This is a genomic window from Bacteroides caecigallinarum, from assembly GCF_016902295.1.
Taxonomy (GTDB): domain Bacteria; phylum Bacteroidota; class Bacteroidia; order Bacteroidales; family Bacteroidaceae; genus Phocaeicola; species Phocaeicola caecigallinarum_A.
The window spans coordinates 31,260-47,531 of the sequence record NZ_JACJLQ010000020.1; the positions used below are offsets into that span (position 1 = coordinate 31,260).

A 16,272-nucleotide genomic window follows, 5' to 3' on the forward strand; every position below is an offset into this window, starting at 1 on the left:
AAATAAAAACATCCTGAAAATCAATAATTTTCAGGATGTTTTTATTTTTATACGACAACTAGAATTTATACCCTACGGTGAAATACATTGCAAAATTATAGGGTGAGTTTCCCGGAGCTATCTTGCAGAAGCCGAAATCGGCATCGAGTCCCAATGTCCATTTCGGGAAATCAAGACCTACGCCACCTTGAATTCCGGCATCAAAACGGTTAAAGCCGTCGGATATATATTGACCGGCAATAGATAAATCATCAAAAGTCGGCCATGATATTGTCAAAGCATCTAATTTTGTTTCGGATTTGCCTGAAATTCCGTATGCTATATACGGCCCTACCGTAAATACCATATCAAACCTGGATGTTGCGCCTACATGAAAAGCCGCAAGAAGTGGCATCTGAAAATAATTCTGATTGACATGAACCTTTGATAAACTTTCAGAACCTGTAATAAAATCATCATACATCTTATAGCTTGCTCCTTTCGAGGTCCAATTCAGTCCTGTCTGGAAAGACACCAGCCAGTTCAACGGTATATCCAGAGTAACTCCTACCTTAGGATTAAACAAAGGTTTACTGCCATCCGCATATTCACCCATCCAGGCAGACATACCTGCACCTACTTCCACTCCCCATTTTACTCTATTTTGGGATATTGCCGGTACAACCGACAATACACACAATAACGCAATTATCAGTTTCCTCATAATAGTATAAATCAATTACTTATTTTATATAATCACAAATTTAAACAAATAAATAGCAATCACATAAAAAAAGTAAGAAAAAATGTCCTGTCATTTCAATCTAAACACGGCCGTGTTTGAATTAAAATGACAGGACATTTTTTTTCTAATTTATAAGCGTTATTTTAGAAGGCGTATTCTATACCTATAGAGATATTTTCAGCATCAGCAGTTACACCAAAACCATTGTTTGAAGTAAATCCCCGATAATCCTGACGGAATCCTGCAAAACCAACTTTGGACACAAAGCTGAAATTGTCATTCAATTTTACGGCTATACCTGGTTTAACTCCTAATTCAAAACCGGCTTTTGCATCATTGTGGGCTACTTTATTTACTGATACTCCGAATCCCATATCAAGGAACAGACGAACTATCTTGTTTTCATAATAAGAGAAACGCGCGTATGGAGCTATTGCAAATGCTGTAGATGAAAGACCTTCACCTCCTGAGACATCAAGTACAAGCTGTCCTCCAAATGCCCATCTTTCATTGAATTCATAGCCAAAATCAGGACTGATAGAGAAAGATGTTCTCTCTGAGTCAGTATTTCTCCACAAACTGATTCCACCGCCAATGTACATTTCCTGTGCGTAAGCAGTAACTACTGCAAACATCACGAATAAAGTCATCAATACTTTTTTCATAATTCTCATTTTTAAGTTGTTAAACAGTTTAGTTTTCTTCAGATAAATAATTATCTGAAAAAATAATATTACAAAAATAAGAAATACTTAGCAATTTTAAACAACATCTTAAAAACAGGACAATTTATCCGTTTTTATGACGATTGGCACGACGACGACGGATTTCTGCTTTCATCTTTGCAGAACCTGAATTGTGGAGTCCTGTGATGTAAGTTTTCTTCTTCGCCTTTGTCTTCACCTTTTCTTCTTTCTTGGCTGCCGACGATTTGGCTCCCTTGAAAACAATTCCTTCTGTCAGTATCTTTTCTATATCCATATTGTGAGTTTATAAGTTTTTAAAGTTTTTGAGTTAATGAGTTGATGTCCGGATGAAACCAACGGTCAGTGAAATTAAAGCCTTGACAACATGTAACTGAGACCTCGTCAACTGAAATATACTATTTCTACATCAACAGCTTCGGCAAACTCTTTCAGCAAATCTACCATAAAGCCAACAGCCTCTTCCAGTCCTTCCTTACCGCTATATGCATTCATGATGGCAAGAAGACTTGTTGTACCGGCACTTATCTTGGTTCGTTCATTATCGCTTGTAGGAGTTCCAACACCACCTACCGCATCACGGTAAACCGGCATTCCTTCAATATTAAGCTCACCACGGCCTATTCCTTCGTAAGGCTCGCCAGCCTTACCTATGCCGAGCACGAGTTCATCTCCCTGAATCTTATCCAGATCGAATCCGCCTATGGAATGACCACAGTTAATGGATGCCAGATTTATAAGGTCCACCAATGTATCAATCTGATATAACGGTATTCCGCGAAGGATACGCCTGCACAATGCTTCGGACGACGGACGGTAACGGCTTGGATCCTTTCCGCATTTCTTGTATGCCTGACGTGTGGCCTGTATTGACGGCATGTCCTTTATGGAATCTGTAGTGTATCTGGAACGGTAAAGTTCAGTAAATTCTTCAATCCGTTTCCATAGTTGTTCATTATAGCCTGAATTCTTGACTTTTGCAAATACGGCGGCACCCTGGAAATCAGGCCATGCCTGTTTAAGTTCGTCAGATACGACAATATTTATTTTCCTATTTCCCATAAAAGTTTTCAATACTGGTTGATGAATATAATTATTAAATACGATTTTCCGAAACCGGATGTCTCAACATTATTCCCGAAATTATCCTGCCGGAATTTATACCTAACCTGCGGGCAGAAAAAAAATCGCTGTATCCGGTATAAGTACATATACCGCTCATTTCAATATTTTCCCGGCTGACTCCTGACGCGAGCAACTGGATTCTGTTAGCTTCCCAAAGGTCGATATGCCACTTGGAATATCTTTGCGCTATGGCATTCATATCGAATCCGGCCTTACGGAAAGCGTCATATACCTCATCGCCCACCTCGAACGACTGCAATGATATTCCCGGACCTATAACCGCCACTACATCACGCATCTGTGTACCGTACTCTCTACGCATCCGCTCCAATGTTTTCTCAACGATACGCGCTACCGTCCCGCGCCACCCTGCATGAATAGCGGCTACAGCCTTATTGCGTACATCGTAACAAAGCACCGGAATACAGTCGGCAGTAGAAATACACAGACATACACCTGGCAGGTTTGTCATTACAGCATCCACTCCTTCAAGCTGCTCTGTGTTGACCGAAGCAGAAGATTGCATAAATATTCTGTCCACCGTACGTATTACCGTACCATGAACCTGATGTGGAATTATGAACGTTTCCGGTTTTTCCGGCATTATACCTGCCAGTAACTCTCTGTTCTTCTCAACATCTTCCGGACGGTCGCCACAATAATGATTGCAGTTGAAAGATGAATAGTTACCTGTACTGTATCCGCCGTGACGTGTGGTCGAAAAACAAAAAATGTCAGCATACGACTCATTCAAACCGTACACCAACATTCTTTTATCTGTAGAAAACAAGTTATTCATTATTTTTCCGGTTCATCATCCCAATCCACTTCCTCATATTCATACTCGAAATCATCGTCATCAGTTTCATCCTCGTACTCGTATTCAAAGTCTTCATCTTCACCCATTTCCTGAAGCTCCTGCTGAAGTTTTGAAACGTCTTTCGAACGGTGTACTATTGCGTCGCGCCTTAAAGATTCAAGCTGGTTGCTTTCCTTGTTTAGCTCTGTCCAAAGAATATCCTTCAGTTGCTGTATGCCCATATTTGCCACAGACGAAATGAATACGTGTGGAATACCTTCAGGCAATGTAGGCTCAAGCATGCTTATAAGCTCATCATCCAGCATATCACATTTCGTAATGGCAAGAACACGCTGCTTATCGAGCATTTCAGGATTGAACGTAGCCAATTCGTTAAGCAATATTTCATATTCCTTACGGATGTCGTCAGTATCTCCAGGCACCATGAACAGCAGCAATGAGTTACGTTCTATGTGGCGTAGGAAACGAAGTCCAAGTCCTTTACCCTCGCTTGCGCCTTCTATTATTCCAGGTATGTCGGCCATGACGAAAGATTTTCCGTCACGATATGACACTATGCCCAAATTAGGCTCAAGTGTAGTAAACGGATAATTGGCTATTTTAGGACGTGCCGCCGATACTGTAGATAGCAAAGTTGATTTTCCCGCATTTGGGAAACCTACAAGACCTACGTCGGCCAGTAACTTCAGTTCGAGTATAACAGTCATTTCCTGCATAGGTTCGCCCGGCTGAGCAAATCGCGGTGCCTGACGTGTAGCAGTACGGAAATGCCAGTTACCTAAGCCTCCGCGTCCGCCTTTAAGCAGAATGACTTCCTGACCATGGTCTGTTATATCGCAAACATACTCTCCGGTCTCAGCGTTGTAAACCACAGTACCACATGGCACTTCTATCACCTTGTCGGCACCGTCTTTACCAAAACTTTTGTTTTTTGAGCCGTTACCTCCATGTTCGGCAAATACGTGACGCTCGTACTTCAGGTGAAGCAGTGTCCAGTAATTGCGGTTACCACGCAGGATTACATGACCTCCTCTACCACCGTCGCCACCGTCTGGACCGCCGTTAGGTATATATTTTTCACGGCGCATGTGTACCGAGCCACGGCCTCCCTTACCGGAGCGGCAGTAGATTTTTACATAATCAACAAAATTCGATTCAGCCATATTTTTTGTTTAGAAGTTAAATTGAGAAGTTAAGTTGGGAAAGTTAAAGAAGTTTTCCAACTTCTTTAACTCCTTGTAAATTAAAGTTTGTCTATTGCAGAGCAGATGTCAGCAAAGATACCGTCCATAGTACCAAGACCGTTGATGTGCTGATATTTGCCATCGTTCTTGTACCAGTCGATAAGTGGAGCAGTCTGAGAGTGGTAAACCACAAGACGTTTCTTGATTGTTTCTTCATTGTCGTCAGCGCGTCCTGATTCCTGACCGCGTTTGATAAGACGAGTCATAAGTTCATCTTCAGGAACCTCAAGGTCGAGCATGATAGATACTTCCTGACCACGAGCCTTAAGCATTTCCTTAAGAGCTTCAGCCTGAGCTATTGTACGTGGGAAACCATCGAAAATTACACCTTTGCTGTCTTTGAAGCTATCGAATACGCTTGCAAGGATGTCAATCATCAATGCATCAGGAATAAGCTGACCGTTATCTATATAACCTTTTGCAGTTTTACCAAGTTCAGTACCATTCTTGATTTCAGCACGCAAAACGTCGCCTGTTGAAATGTGGTTCAAACCATACTTTTCTACTATACGTGCACTCTGAGTTCCTTTACCAGAACCTGGTGCGCCAAAAATTACGATGTTCAACATTTTGTTTAAGTTTTTGAGTTTATATAAGTTTTTTAGTTTGTTGACGAGTTGACAAGTTAACGAGTTAACAAGGTTACCATCCAGACGGGAACCTTCTATTTACTTGTAACTGAAACCTTGTCACCTATTCATTAACAACAGTATATATATCACGATAATTACGTCCCTTTCCGTCGTAATCAAGACCGTAACCTACAATAAAATCATTGGGGATATTCATGGCCACATAGTCTATATCAAGTTTGACCTGAAGCTTATCCGGCTTAACAAGCAATGTGGCAATACGTATATCTTTAGGATTACGCGCACGCAATGTCTCTACAAGGCGTTCCATGGTGAAACCTGTGTCGATGATGTCTTCGACTATCACCACTGTTCTACCTTCAATATCCTCGTTCAGACCGACAAGCTCCTTCACTTTACCTGTAGATGATGTTCCCTGATATGACGCAAGTTTCACGAAAGATATTTCACACGGTATATTGACGCGCTTCATCAAATCGGCAGTAAACATGAAAGAACCGTTCAACACACTGAGAAACAGCGGTTCAGTACCTTCCAAATCGCGGTTTATTTCATCAGCCACACGTGATACTTCCTTCAATATTTCTTCTTCTGTAATAAATGTTGTAAACGACTTGTCTTTAATCTGAATAGTACTCATACAATTATGCATAATTAAAAATGCGGACAAATTTACGTAAAATCTTATAAACGGCAACACTACGTTTCAAGTATTTAAGTATATTTTGATGTTTAAATAGTGAATAGTTCGTATGTTTTTACTACTTTTACCAACAAAATACCATTTTAAGAAGTAATGAAAATTTTAAGTTGCGCACAACAAAAGGAAGCCGATGCTTACACAATAGAGCACGATTCTATATTATCCATCAATTTAATGGAAAAGGCAGCAAGTCTTATCACAGACTCCATTTGCAGAAGATGGAACAAATCACATAAAATAGTAGTCTTTGCCGGTCCTGGCAATAATGGTGGTGATGCGGTGGCAGTGGCACGAATGCTTCACCTAAAGAACTATCAGGTACAAGTCATTTTATTCAACATCAAGGGAACACTTTCGGACGACTGTCTCACCAACATCAAGCGTCTGCAGGAATGTGGATTTACCAACTATACAGAAGTAAGCACCCAGTTCGATCCTCCCAAACTTTCAGCCGACGATATTGTTATCGACGGTCTTTTCGGTACAGGACTTAACATGCCGCTAAGCGGAGGTTTTGCCGCCGTAGTACAATACATAAATGCCTCACCGGCGAAGGTGGTTTCAATAGATATACCTTCTGGAATGATGGGAGAAGACAACACGAGAAACATCCGTCAGAACATCATCAAGGCAGACCTCACACTTACAATACACATGCCTAAGCTGTCATTCCTTTTCGCCGAAAATGAAGATATAATAGGCGAGCTGGAAGTACTTGACATCGGTATAAGCAAAGAATACACCGAACAGGCAAAAACAAGCAATTATATAATAGAAGAAGATGAAATTTCAAGCCTGGTAAAACCAAGAAAGAAATTTGCACATAAAGGTAATTTCGGCCATGCCATGATTATAGCCGGCTCGTACGGAATGGGAGGAGCCGCTGTAATGGCTGCAAAAAGCTGTATGAGATGCGGTGTAGGATTACTTACTGTCCACACTCCCGTATGCAACCACCAGCTCCTGCAGCTAAGTGTTCCGGAAGCTATGGCACAGGATGATATGGACGACAGATATTTTGCCGAGGTTACCGACCTTGACAACTATCAGTCACTCGGAATAGGTCCGGGATTGGGACAGGAAGATTTTACCGCACAGGCCATAATAAACCAGTTGAGGGAGTGTTATATTCCGGCTGTAATCGATGCAGACGCAATCAACGCGCTCAGCACATACAGAAACCAGTTGAACTGTGTCCCTAAAGGTTCCATTCTTACACCTCATGTAAAAGAACTTGAACGACTCGTGGGAAGATGCAGCAATAGTTTCGAAAGAATACAGAAAGCTAAGGAACTGGCATCATATCTGCAGGTATATATAATATTGAAAGGAGCCTGGAGCGTGATTATAACTCCCGAAGGTGAATGTCATTTCAACCCGACAGGCAACCCGGGAATGGCAACAGGCGGCAGTGGAGATGTTCTGACTGGTATATTGACTGCGCTTCTGGCTCAGGGATACTCATCTAAAGACACATGTCTGTTAGGAGTTTACCTGCATGGAATGGCCGGCGACATAGCTGCGGAGAAATTCGGGGAGATAAGCATGAACGCGTCCGACATTGTCAATTCCCTGCCGGAAGCATGGAAAAAGCTTTCAGATAAAAGATAAGAAACATATAATAATTAGCTTATGAGCAAAAAAGGAATAATGGCACTTGCACTCGCTGCAGCCTGCACTTTAGGAACAAAAGCACAAAACATAGATTATTATACTCCGGGCGAAGGAGAAGGTATAGCATATTTCTTGCCAAAAACCGCAGTGGAAATTAATGTTATTGCCACCAGAATTAAATATACTCCTGGAGACTTTTGCCAATATGCAAACAGGTATCTGAGAGTGAATGATGTTACATCAGAACCTTCGACAAGTTGGGAGATAAAGAGGATAGAAGTTCGCACGGCAGGTGTACCCGACTCAACAAAAGCTTATATAATTAAGCTGAACGACAAGAGTGTTATGTCAGACATCGAAATTACAGACAATGGGATTATTAAAGCGATCAATACATCGGCACCTAAATCGGCAAAACAGAATTATATCCTCGAAAAATCACAACAACCTGAAGATGGAAGAAAATACATGACAGAAGAAATCCTTTCGGCAGGTTCCACAGCTAAAATGGCAGAACTTACAGCAAAGGAAATTTATAACATACGTGAGAGCAAGAATCTGATTCTGAGAGGTCAGGCTGATACGATGCCAAAGGACGGAGAGTCGCTGAAACTGATAATGGACAATCTTGAGAAGCAGGAAAAGGCCCTTACACAGATGTTTACTGGAATTTATTCAAAAGAAGACAAACTCTTCACTGCCCTCATCATTCCTGACAGCGACGTTACAGAAGCTACAGCTTTAAGATTTTCAAAGAAACTTGGCATACTGCCATCCGACGACCTGGTCGGTGAACCTATGTATGTTAAAATAGACAACAGTAATCCTATGCAACTGTATGGAACTGACAGTGATGACGACAAAAAGAAGAAAAAAGCCCCAAAAGGAATTATCTACAATATCCCAGGGAAAGGTAGCGTCACTGTAACATTCGGAGGAAAAACAATTTTCGAAGACAGTAATATGATGTTTTCCCAATTCGGAAGCACCGAGCTTCTCGTAAAAGACCTGTTCAACAAGAAAGTTAACACACGAGTTATTTTCGATACAGCAACAGGTGGAATACAGAAAATTGACAAAGATTAATATCAAACTTAATTTAGAATGAAAAACACATTATTTATTTTGTTCCTTATTGCCACATTGATTACCAGATTATGCGCCGAAAACAGACTTTTTGTTGATTTCCACGATGGTCCGGTACATCCTTTCGGACAGATGCGTACATGGCCTAATGCACTTACACGTGAATATTGCCAGGCACAGCTCGACGGACATAAGATTTTCTATCCTAAAACATTTGTCACATCTGTATTTGTAAATATGATTGCGGGACCTATAGACATGAACAACGGAATGTTTGACCTCCGACAGGGACCTACAACAAGAGTTGACGAAAACAAGCCGGTACCATCGACTGTCGTGTCCGAAGCGGCACGTACTCTCATAGTATTTTCGGGAGCTACCATTATACCGGACATTCCTGAATATTATCAGAAATATCCTGAACTGCTTAAATTCATCTCATCCCAGGAAATGCCATGGGTAGAAAGTACTACCCTCGACGGAGAAATAGGCGAATATATAGTAATGATGCGCCAGACAGACGAAGCATACCTTATCGGAGCTGCCACAAACGAAGAGGCAAGAAATCTTTCCATAAATCTCGATTTTCTTGAAGAAGGAAGGGAATACAAAGCCCTGATAATTGAGGATGGAGACGGTGCCGACTATCTTACAAACCGGGAAACACTGAAAAGTAATACCAAACCTGTGAAAAAGAATGATACAATCAATGTCTCATTGGCATGTGGTGGCGGAGCCTGCATACTCATTGAATAAATCGAAACATATTCAATGAAAAATATTTCATTCTGAAGACTTTTCCATCAAAAACATTACTTAATATAGATAAAATATTTGTTTTTTAGGAAAAATAGTCTAACTTTGCGTATAGTATATTTTAATATATTGATTATGAAAAAGATAAAAATTAAAGTAGCATGTGCTTTACTATGTGGAAGTCTGCTATTCTCTTCATGTATCGGTTCCTTTGCTTTATGGAACCAGTTAAAAGACTGGAATCAAGGTATAGGTAATAAATTTGTAAACGAATTAGTCTTTTTGGCATTCAATATAATTCCTGTATATGGTGTTGCATATTTCGCTGACGTAATAGTCCTAAACTCTATTGAATTCTGGAGCGGCTCAAATCCATTGGCCGATGTAGGAACTACAAAAACTGTAAAGGGCGAAAATGGTGAATATCTGATCAGAACAAATGAGAACGGTTACAGTATCTCTAAAAAAGGAGAAGATGTTACTATCGATTTGGTTTACAATCAGGAAAACCGTACATGGAATGCGTCATACGACGGAGAGTCATACGAACTTATGACTATGAACGAAGACGGAACTATTACAGTGAAATTACAGGACGGAAATACTGTAACCGTACTTCCTGACCAGCAGGGTCTGGCTTCAGTACGTTCTATCAGCGGCTCACAAACAACTCTGTTTACAGCTGCAAGATAATTATAATCAAAATTTACACAAGAACTTTCAGGCATCATAAAAAAGCGTTTTTATGATGCCTGTTTTTATTAATTGATATGATTAGCAACAGATATTTTACCATCGGAATAGACATTTTCTTTTGCGTCATCCTGCTGCCTGCCATGATGATGATGCTACCTGTGGATAAATGGCTGGAAAGCAATTCTCTTTTTGTAGTCACTCTTATAGTATGGCTATATGCCGTATATTTCTGCATAAAGCAGATAAGTGTCCCTATGGCTATGAAAGACAGAAAACATCTGCTCATAGCAATAACCGTCCTTCTTGGTACTGTATTCATCACATGGCTCATCACCCAATATCAGATGGATTTTCCTTTCCGTGGACATAAGCCGAGAATGGAGAGATTCTTAAGACAGACAATGAGTATTACAAGAATAAAGCAACACCAGCAGGCCACGTGGTTCATGTATCTCGTTACGGTTTGTTTCAGCGTCGCGGTAGGACTGCTTTCCGAACTCAACAAACAGATAACAGCAAGACATGCCAGCGAATATGAAAAGAAGAAAGCCGAACTGGCACTATACAAGGCTCAGATAAACCCGCATTTTCTGTTCAACACACTGAACACCCTCTACGGATTGATGATTACTCAAAGCCCCAAAGCCGAGACTGCTTTCATGCAGTTCATAGAACTGATAAAATATATGTACACAAAAGCAACGAAAGATACAGTAAGCATTGACGAGGAAGCTGAATACATAAGACAATATATAGAGCTGCAGAAAAACCGCATAGACGAAAAGCGCACACATATATATTACTCATTCTCGTCAAATACAGCCTCAAAAGAGCAGAGAATTGCACCGATGATACTAATTACTTTCATTGAGAACGCACTTAAATACGGTGCATCGTCGCATATAGAAAGCGATATTATAATAAGTCTGAAAGTCCAAAACGAAACACTTACCTTGTTTACGGAAAACAAGATTGTAAACCCCAAACCAGAAAACAAAGAACCGGGAATTGGTATCGCCAACTGCAAGAAAAGGCTTGAACTACTGTATCCCGGAAAACATAACCTTGAGATAAGTAATACTAACGGTATCTTCACCGTAAACCTTATCATAAAACTGAAATGACAATGAAGTGTATAGCAATAGACGACGAGCCTGTAGCTCTTAGCATCATAGAACAGTTCTGCAAGCGTTGCTCTGACCTTGATGTAGCGACATATACAGACCCTGTGATAGGACTGGAAAAAGTAAAATCACAAAAGCCGGACATCGTTTTTCTGGATATAGAAATGGGAGGAATAAACGGCATCGACATAGCACGCGAACTTCCGGCAGGCATATATCTGATATTCACCACCGCATACGCTGAATATGCCGTCGACGGATTCGAGCTGAACGCCATAGACTACCTGCACAAGCCATTTTCATACTCCCGCTTTGAGAAAGCTATAGAACGGGTACGCAGGATGAAGAAACTGGAAAGTCTTTCAGCCACACCGGTACTTACTGAAGAGGAAGAGATAACCCTGAAAGTGGAATACAAGAACGTGAAAATAAAAATAGCCTCGATAGAATATATCGAAGCTATGGACAATTATATCAAGATTTATCTTACAGACGATGACAGACCTGTTCTTTCGCAAACCAGCATGAAATCCATCATGGAAATGCTGCCTGATGACAGATTCATGCGCGTGCACAAATCATATATCATACCGCTGCACAAAGTGGCAAACTACACCCGCCGCCAGCTGACCCTCTATCATCGCGCTGTAGAGATTCCTATAGGCCGTGTGTATGCCGACGAGTTCATAAACCGATTGGGGGAAATGAAAGAATAACATCACTTCTTTCGTGCGGCAATGGAAAGTATCACTCCAAGCAGTACTCCCAATAGGGCTGCAAAGAGTACACGCATCTCGCCCGGAAGAAGAAAAGTTATTGTATGCGCAGGAAACCAGAACAGTGGTATCGTCTTCTTAAATACAAATCCCCACTGGACCTTCCAGTTCAGGTTCTGCATTATCTCGCCCATCTTTATCGGAGTAAACAGCCCACTCAAAGTCCCGCCATTGTTCATTATATGCGTATCGGTTATTTTATGAAGTGTCATAAACACCGGCGCGAATATGGAATTAAGTACCACGGAAATAGAAAATGCCAGAGCTACCTTTTGCCATGATAAAGCACCTGAAAGTATAGCTGCGGTATCCTTCACCCCAAGATATTCGGCAAATGCGGGAACTCCGGTTGAGAATACAATGAAAGCCATGTTTATGCCCATTCCCAATATTCCCCAGACTATGGCACGCGGCAATACCCCGAAACCTTTGAAATAATACACTCCCCTGCTGATACGAAGTCCCAACAGCTCGCCCATTGTAGCCAATATACCGAACTTCAGGAAACTCATCACCATCCCATGTTCCGCATTGAACGACAGATACCAGCCATACAAGGCATCAGAAACCACAAAAGGAAGAAACACTGCAATGACAATCAGAATAAAAACCAAGTCTTTTGTCCTCATAATAATACGATTTTAAGTTGTTTTGCGACAAATATAACACAAAACCAAGTAATTTACAAAACAAAAGCACAATCATATTATAATACTTGACAAGCCAGGCCAAAGACTCGTCATGAAAATTAACATATGGTAAAAAGAGTATCTTTAAATCTAAATGAGTAAAGAAATTTCCTCTCTTCAACGAATAAATGTATATTTGCATTCGGATAAAAAAGGAAATAATATGCAAAACAGCGACAATATGGCAAATCCCCTTCCCGATTTAAGAGGCTCGATGGGCGAGCATCTGGGTATAAAGTTCATAACGATGGAAGAAGGAAAGGTAGTTGCCACCATGCCTGTTGACCACCGCACATGCCAGCCGTTCGGTCTCCTGAACGGAGGAGCGTCGCTCGCCCTGGCTGAAATGGTCGCAGGACACGGCTCTGTTCCGCTTTGCTCAACTGGAGAGATGCCGTGCGGCATTCAGGTAAGCGCCAACCACGTGGGAATGGTGCGAGTGGAAGAAGGAGCATTCGTAACAGCCACAGGCACAATAGTGCACCGTGGCAGGACAACACACATTTGGAACATAGACATAACGAGCCAGACAGGAAAACTCATTTCCACAGCAAGAGTTGTTAATCAAATAGTGAAAAAACGGATATGAACAAGCCCGATTCACACATACATAAGCTTATTGACAGGATGACGTGCAGCAACACGTCGTTTGCCATCTACCGTCTTCCGTGGACTGATATACCTCTCCTGGTAATGCAGGACGGAGGCGAGCCGCAGACATTCAGCAGTCTGAAGGAACTGAACGGACAGAAAGGATTTGTTATATCTCCTTTCAGCTTCACAAGCAATCATCCCGGAGTGATAATCCGCCCTGACATTACAGCTACAGAATGGGAAGAAATATCGGAAAAGATTTCATCAACTACAATATCCGACACCGAACAGGAATGCACTTCCACCGATATCGACATAAAGCCTGAGACTGAACTTAAAGAAAGATACATGGAAGTGTTCGCCAATTTCATAAGCCCGCTGAAAAGCAAAAAAATAGGGAAACTTGTCTTATCGCGCAATGCTTCGTACAAACTGGATGAGAATTTCTCTCCGCTTGAAGCATTCGTCACTGCATGCAACAGTTATCCGCGAATGATGATTTCGCTGTCGCACACTCCCGTGAGCGGAACATGGATAGGCAGTACTCCGGAAATAATCCTCAGCGGTGAGGGCGATACATGGAACACTGTGGCCCTGGCAGGAACCATGCCTATGCAGGGCGAGGTGATGCCTACCGAATGGCACAAGAAGGAAAAGGACGAACAGGCTTTCGTAAGCGAATATATCAGCAAGGTGATAAAGAAATTCAGCAGCAAGATTGCCGTAAAGGGACCATATACAGCACGTGCCGGACAGCTGGTACACCTGAGAACCGACTTCCAGTTCGGACTAAAAAAGACTTCCGAGCTCGGCAACCTGCTCGATGCACTCCACCCCACTCCTGCCGTATGCGGAATGCCGAAAGACAAGGCATACGATTTCATTATCGAAAACGAAGGCTACGACAGGAAATACTATTCCGGAATTATAGGATGGCTGGATCCTAACGGACATACAACACTTTATGTAAATCTTCGCTGTCTGAATGTAAGCGGCAATTACGCAACTTTATACGCCGGAGGAGGTATCCTACCTTCATCTGACGCCAATTCGGAATGGGAAGAGACACAGCATAAGATGAAGACTATAAAGTTAGTTATCAGTTGTTAGAGCCAACAACTTTCTTTTTTAATTATTAACTCAAGTTTCGCAAGTGCGAAACTTATGGTATAAAAGTAATAAAGAAGGTATCAGTCCACCTAAAGGTGAACTTTAGTATGTAAAGTTCAATAGTCAGTGAGTTAATTATAGAATACTGTTTGGCATTTAAGCTTTACCTTCTAAGTCAACTTGTTGACTGATAATACTTTATTACTTGAGAAATTTGAATTATTAATTTTTAATTCCCCAAAGTGTACACCGATAAAAAAAGCATACTACAACTGGCTGCCCTGCTTAAAGCACATGGGATAAGGAAGATAGTACTTTGCCCCGGTAGCCGCAACATACCTATTGTGCAGACACTTGCCAATATACCGGAATTCACATGTTATCCCGTAACGGACGAACGCAGTGCAGGATTCTTTGCGCTCGGACTTGCTCTTCACGGAGGAAGCCCGGCAGCTATCTGTTGTACTTCGGGTACAGCCCTGCTGAATATTCATCCGGCAGTGGCAGAAGCATTCTATCAGCAAGTGCCTCTTGTGGTAATATCCGCCGACCGCCCTGCGGCATGGATAGGTCAGATGGACGGACAGACATTGCCTCAGCCTGGAGTTTTCGGAAGTCTTGTAAAGAAATCAGTAAATCTGCCGGAAGTGAATACCGACGAAGACGAGTGGTACTGCAACCGCCTCATCAACGAGGCCCTTCTCGAACTTAACCATCACGGGAAAGGTCCTGTTCATATCAACGTACCTGTAAGCGAGCCTTTCTTCCTGCTGCCGGTGAACGAACTGCCAGAGGCAAGAGTCATCACCCGCTATCAGGGACTTAGCGTTTACGACAAGGACTACGAACCGCTTATCGAACGCCTTAACAAATACCAGCGACGAATGATGGTAGTGGGACAGATGAATCTGATTTACCTGTTCGACAAGAAATATACCAAATCGCTTTATAAGCATTTCGCATGGTTCTCCGAGAATATAAGCAACCGCACCATACCGGGACTGCCAATCAAGAACATAGAGCCGCTTCTCTGCTCGATGGACTTCGAGGCACAAAAGAAGATGCGTCCGGAACTACTCATCACATACGGCGGACACGTCATATCAAAGCGTCTGCAGAAATTCCTCCGCCGCCATCCGCCTGTAGAACACTGGCATGTATCTCCCGACGGTGAAGTGATGGACCTCTACGGCTCTCTTACTACTATAATCGAGATGGATCCGTTTGAGTTCCTCGAAAAGATTTCATCGCGCATGGAGAACCGCACTCCGGAATATCCGCGCCAGTGGGAGGCCCTGTCGAAAGCCATACCTCAGGCAGAATTCGAATACTCGGAAATGAGCGCCATAGGAAAGGTTATAACAGGACTTCCTGCACCATGCTCGTTGCATCTTGCCAACAGCTCGGCTGTGAGATACGCACAACTTTTCGATGTTCCTCAGGAAGTTGAGATATTATCAAACAGAGGAACGAACGGTATAGAAGGCTCCCTGTCAACAGCCATAGGTTATGCCACAGCATCGGACAAACTGAACTTCATCATCATAGGCGACCTGAGTTTCTTCTACGATATGAATGCCCTCTGGAACAATAACTACGGTTCGAACATCCGTATCCTGCTCCTTAACAACAGCGGTGGAGAGATTTTCCATGCACTGCCCGGACTGGAACTGCACGACAATGCGCGCCGTTTCGTAACAGCCACCCACACAGCATCGGCAAAGGCATGGGCTGAAGACCGCGGACTGGAATATCTGTCGGCTCATAACGAAGAAGAGTTGAACAGCGCCACTGCACGTTTCCTCGAACCGTCCGTAACCAACCGTCCTATGCTGCTCGAAGTGTTCACGGAGAAAGACAAGGACATAGAATTGCTTAAGAAGTATTATCACAATCTGAAAAAATAATTACATC

At 42.2% G+C, this 16,272-nt stretch carries 18 protein-coding genes; 9 read left to right on the forward strand and 9 right to left on the reverse strand.

Features of this window, described 5'->3' with window-relative positions:
* Nucleotides 1-58: 58 nt before the first annotated feature.
* The 8 genes from H6A27_RS08370 to hpt form a co-directional block, all read right to left on the reverse strand.
* Nucleotides 59-703, reverse strand: a complete 645-nt coding sequence (locus H6A27_RS08370) for a porin family protein (protein WP_204402591.1) — start codon at nucleotides 701-703, stop codon at nucleotides 59-61.
* A gap of 164 nt (nucleotides 704-867) precedes the next feature.
* Complete coding sequence (locus H6A27_RS08375; RefSeq protein WP_204402590.1) at nucleotides 868-1,389, reverse strand: porin family protein; 522 nt, start codon at nucleotides 1,387-1,389, stop codon at nucleotides 868-870.
* A 124-nt stretch (nucleotides 1,390-1,513) separates the two neighbouring features.
* Nucleotides 1,514-1,705: a hypothetical protein gene (locus tag H6A27_RS08380; RefSeq protein ID WP_204402589.1), complete on the reverse strand. Its 192-nt coding sequence runs from the start codon at nucleotides 1,703-1,705 to the stop codon at nucleotides 1,514-1,516.
* 107 nt (nucleotides 1,706-1,812) lie between these two features.
* Nucleotides 1,813-2,475 carry a phenylalanine--tRNA ligase beta subunit-related protein gene (locus H6A27_RS08385; RefSeq protein ID WP_204508397.1) on the reverse strand — a complete coding sequence of 221 codons (663 nt, stop codon included), beginning with the start codon at nucleotides 2,473-2,475 and terminating at the stop codon, nucleotides 1,813-1,815.
* 49 nt (nucleotides 2,476-2,524) lie between these two features.
* The gene (gene pgeF, locus H6A27_RS08390; protein WP_204508348.1) at nucleotides 2,525-3,352 is read right to left on the reverse strand and encodes a peptidoglycan editing factor PgeF; all 828 of its coding nucleotides are present in this window, start codon (nucleotides 3,350-3,352) and stop codon (nucleotides 2,525-2,527) included.
* Nucleotides 3,352-4,536 (reverse strand): GTPase ObgE, encoded by a 1,185-nt coding sequence (gene obgE, locus H6A27_RS08395; protein ID WP_204508350.1) that lies wholly within the window; start codon nucleotides 4,534-4,536, stop codon nucleotides 3,352-3,354. The genes pgeF and obgE overlap by 1 nt, the downstream gene beginning before the upstream one ends.
* Nucleotides 4,537-4,616: 80 nt before the next feature.
* Entirely contained in the window at nucleotides 4,617-5,186 is a 570-nt protein-coding gene (locus tag H6A27_RS08400) for an adenylate kinase (protein ID WP_204402577.1), read from the reverse strand.
* Nucleotides 5,187-5,310: 124 nt separating this feature from the next.
* On the reverse strand, nucleotides 5,311-5,850 hold the full coding sequence (gene hpt, locus H6A27_RS08405) for a hypoxanthine phosphoribosyltransferase (RefSeq protein ID WP_204508351.1): 540 nt from the start codon (nucleotides 5,848-5,850) through the stop codon (nucleotides 5,311-5,313).
* A gap of 156 nt (nucleotides 5,851-6,006) precedes the next feature.
* Here hpt and H6A27_RS08410 point away from each other — a divergent pair, with 156 nt between their 5' ends.
* The 6 genes from H6A27_RS08410 to H6A27_RS08435 all read left to right on the forward strand — a co-directional run bounded on the left by H6A27_RS08410 (nucleotide 6,007) and on the right by H6A27_RS08435 (nucleotide 11,905).
* Entirely contained in the window at nucleotides 6,007-7,524 is a 1,518-nt protein-coding gene (locus H6A27_RS08410) for an NAD(P)H-hydrate dehydratase (protein ID WP_204508353.1), read from the forward strand.
* Between the two features lie 21 nt (nucleotides 7,525-7,545).
* The gene (locus H6A27_RS08415; protein WP_204508354.1) at nucleotides 7,546-8,613 is read left to right on the forward strand and encodes a DUF4831 family protein; all 1,068 of its coding nucleotides are present in this window, start codon (nucleotides 7,546-7,548) and stop codon (nucleotides 8,611-8,613) included.
* Between the two features lie 18 nt (nucleotides 8,614-8,631).
* Complete coding sequence (locus H6A27_RS08420; protein ID WP_204402570.1) at nucleotides 8,632-9,369, forward strand: glycoside hydrolase family 97 C-terminal domain-containing protein; 738 nt, start codon at nucleotides 8,632-8,634, stop codon at nucleotides 9,367-9,369.
* Between the two features lie 135 nt (nucleotides 9,370-9,504).
* The gene (locus tag H6A27_RS08425) at nucleotides 9,505-10,062 is read left to right on the forward strand and encodes a DUF3332 domain-containing protein (RefSeq protein ID WP_204508356.1); all 558 of its coding nucleotides are present in this window, start codon (nucleotides 9,505-9,507) and stop codon (nucleotides 10,060-10,062) included.
* Between the two features lie 77 nt (nucleotides 10,063-10,139).
* Nucleotides 10,140-11,189 (forward strand): sensor histidine kinase, encoded by a 1,050-nt coding sequence (locus H6A27_RS08430; RefSeq protein ID WP_204508358.1) that lies wholly within the window; start codon nucleotides 10,140-10,142, stop codon nucleotides 11,187-11,189.
* Between the two features lie 2 nt (nucleotides 11,190-11,191).
* On the forward strand, nucleotides 11,192-11,905 hold the full coding sequence (locus tag H6A27_RS08435; RefSeq protein ID WP_204508359.1) for a LytR/AlgR family response regulator transcription factor: 714 nt from the start codon (nucleotides 11,192-11,194) through the stop codon (nucleotides 11,903-11,905).
* A 2-nt stretch (nucleotides 11,906-11,907) separates the two neighbouring features.
* Here the strand turns inward: H6A27_RS08435 and H6A27_RS08440 are convergent, their stop codons facing one another.
* Nucleotides 11,908-12,594 carry a hypothetical protein gene (locus H6A27_RS08440; RefSeq protein ID WP_204402564.1) on the reverse strand — a complete coding sequence of 229 codons (687 nt, stop codon included), beginning with the start codon at nucleotides 12,592-12,594 and terminating at the stop codon, nucleotides 11,908-11,910.
* A gap of 241 nt (nucleotides 12,595-12,835) precedes the next feature.
* Here H6A27_RS08440 and H6A27_RS08445 point away from each other — a divergent pair, with 241 nt between their 5' ends.
* From H6A27_RS08445 to menD, 3 genes are all read left to right on the forward strand, one after another.
* Nucleotides 12,836-13,243: a PaaI family thioesterase gene (locus H6A27_RS08445; protein ID WP_338083597.1), complete on the forward strand. Its 408-nt coding sequence runs from the start codon at nucleotides 12,836-12,838 to the stop codon at nucleotides 13,241-13,243.
* Entirely contained in the window at nucleotides 13,240-14,358 is a 1,119-nt protein-coding gene (locus tag H6A27_RS08450; RefSeq protein ID WP_204508361.1) for an isochorismate synthase, read from the forward strand. Before H6A27_RS08445 ends, H6A27_RS08450 begins: the two co-directional genes overlap by 4 nt.
* 242 nt (nucleotides 14,359-14,600) lie before the next feature.
* Nucleotides 14,601-16,265, forward strand: coding sequence for a 2-succinyl-5-enolpyruvyl-6-hydroxy-3-cyclohexene-1-carboxylic-acid synthase (menD, locus tag H6A27_RS08455; RefSeq protein ID WP_204508367.1), 1,665 nt, complete (start codon nucleotides 14,601-14,603; stop codon nucleotides 16,263-16,265).
* Nucleotides 16,266-16,272: the final 7 nt, after the last annotated feature.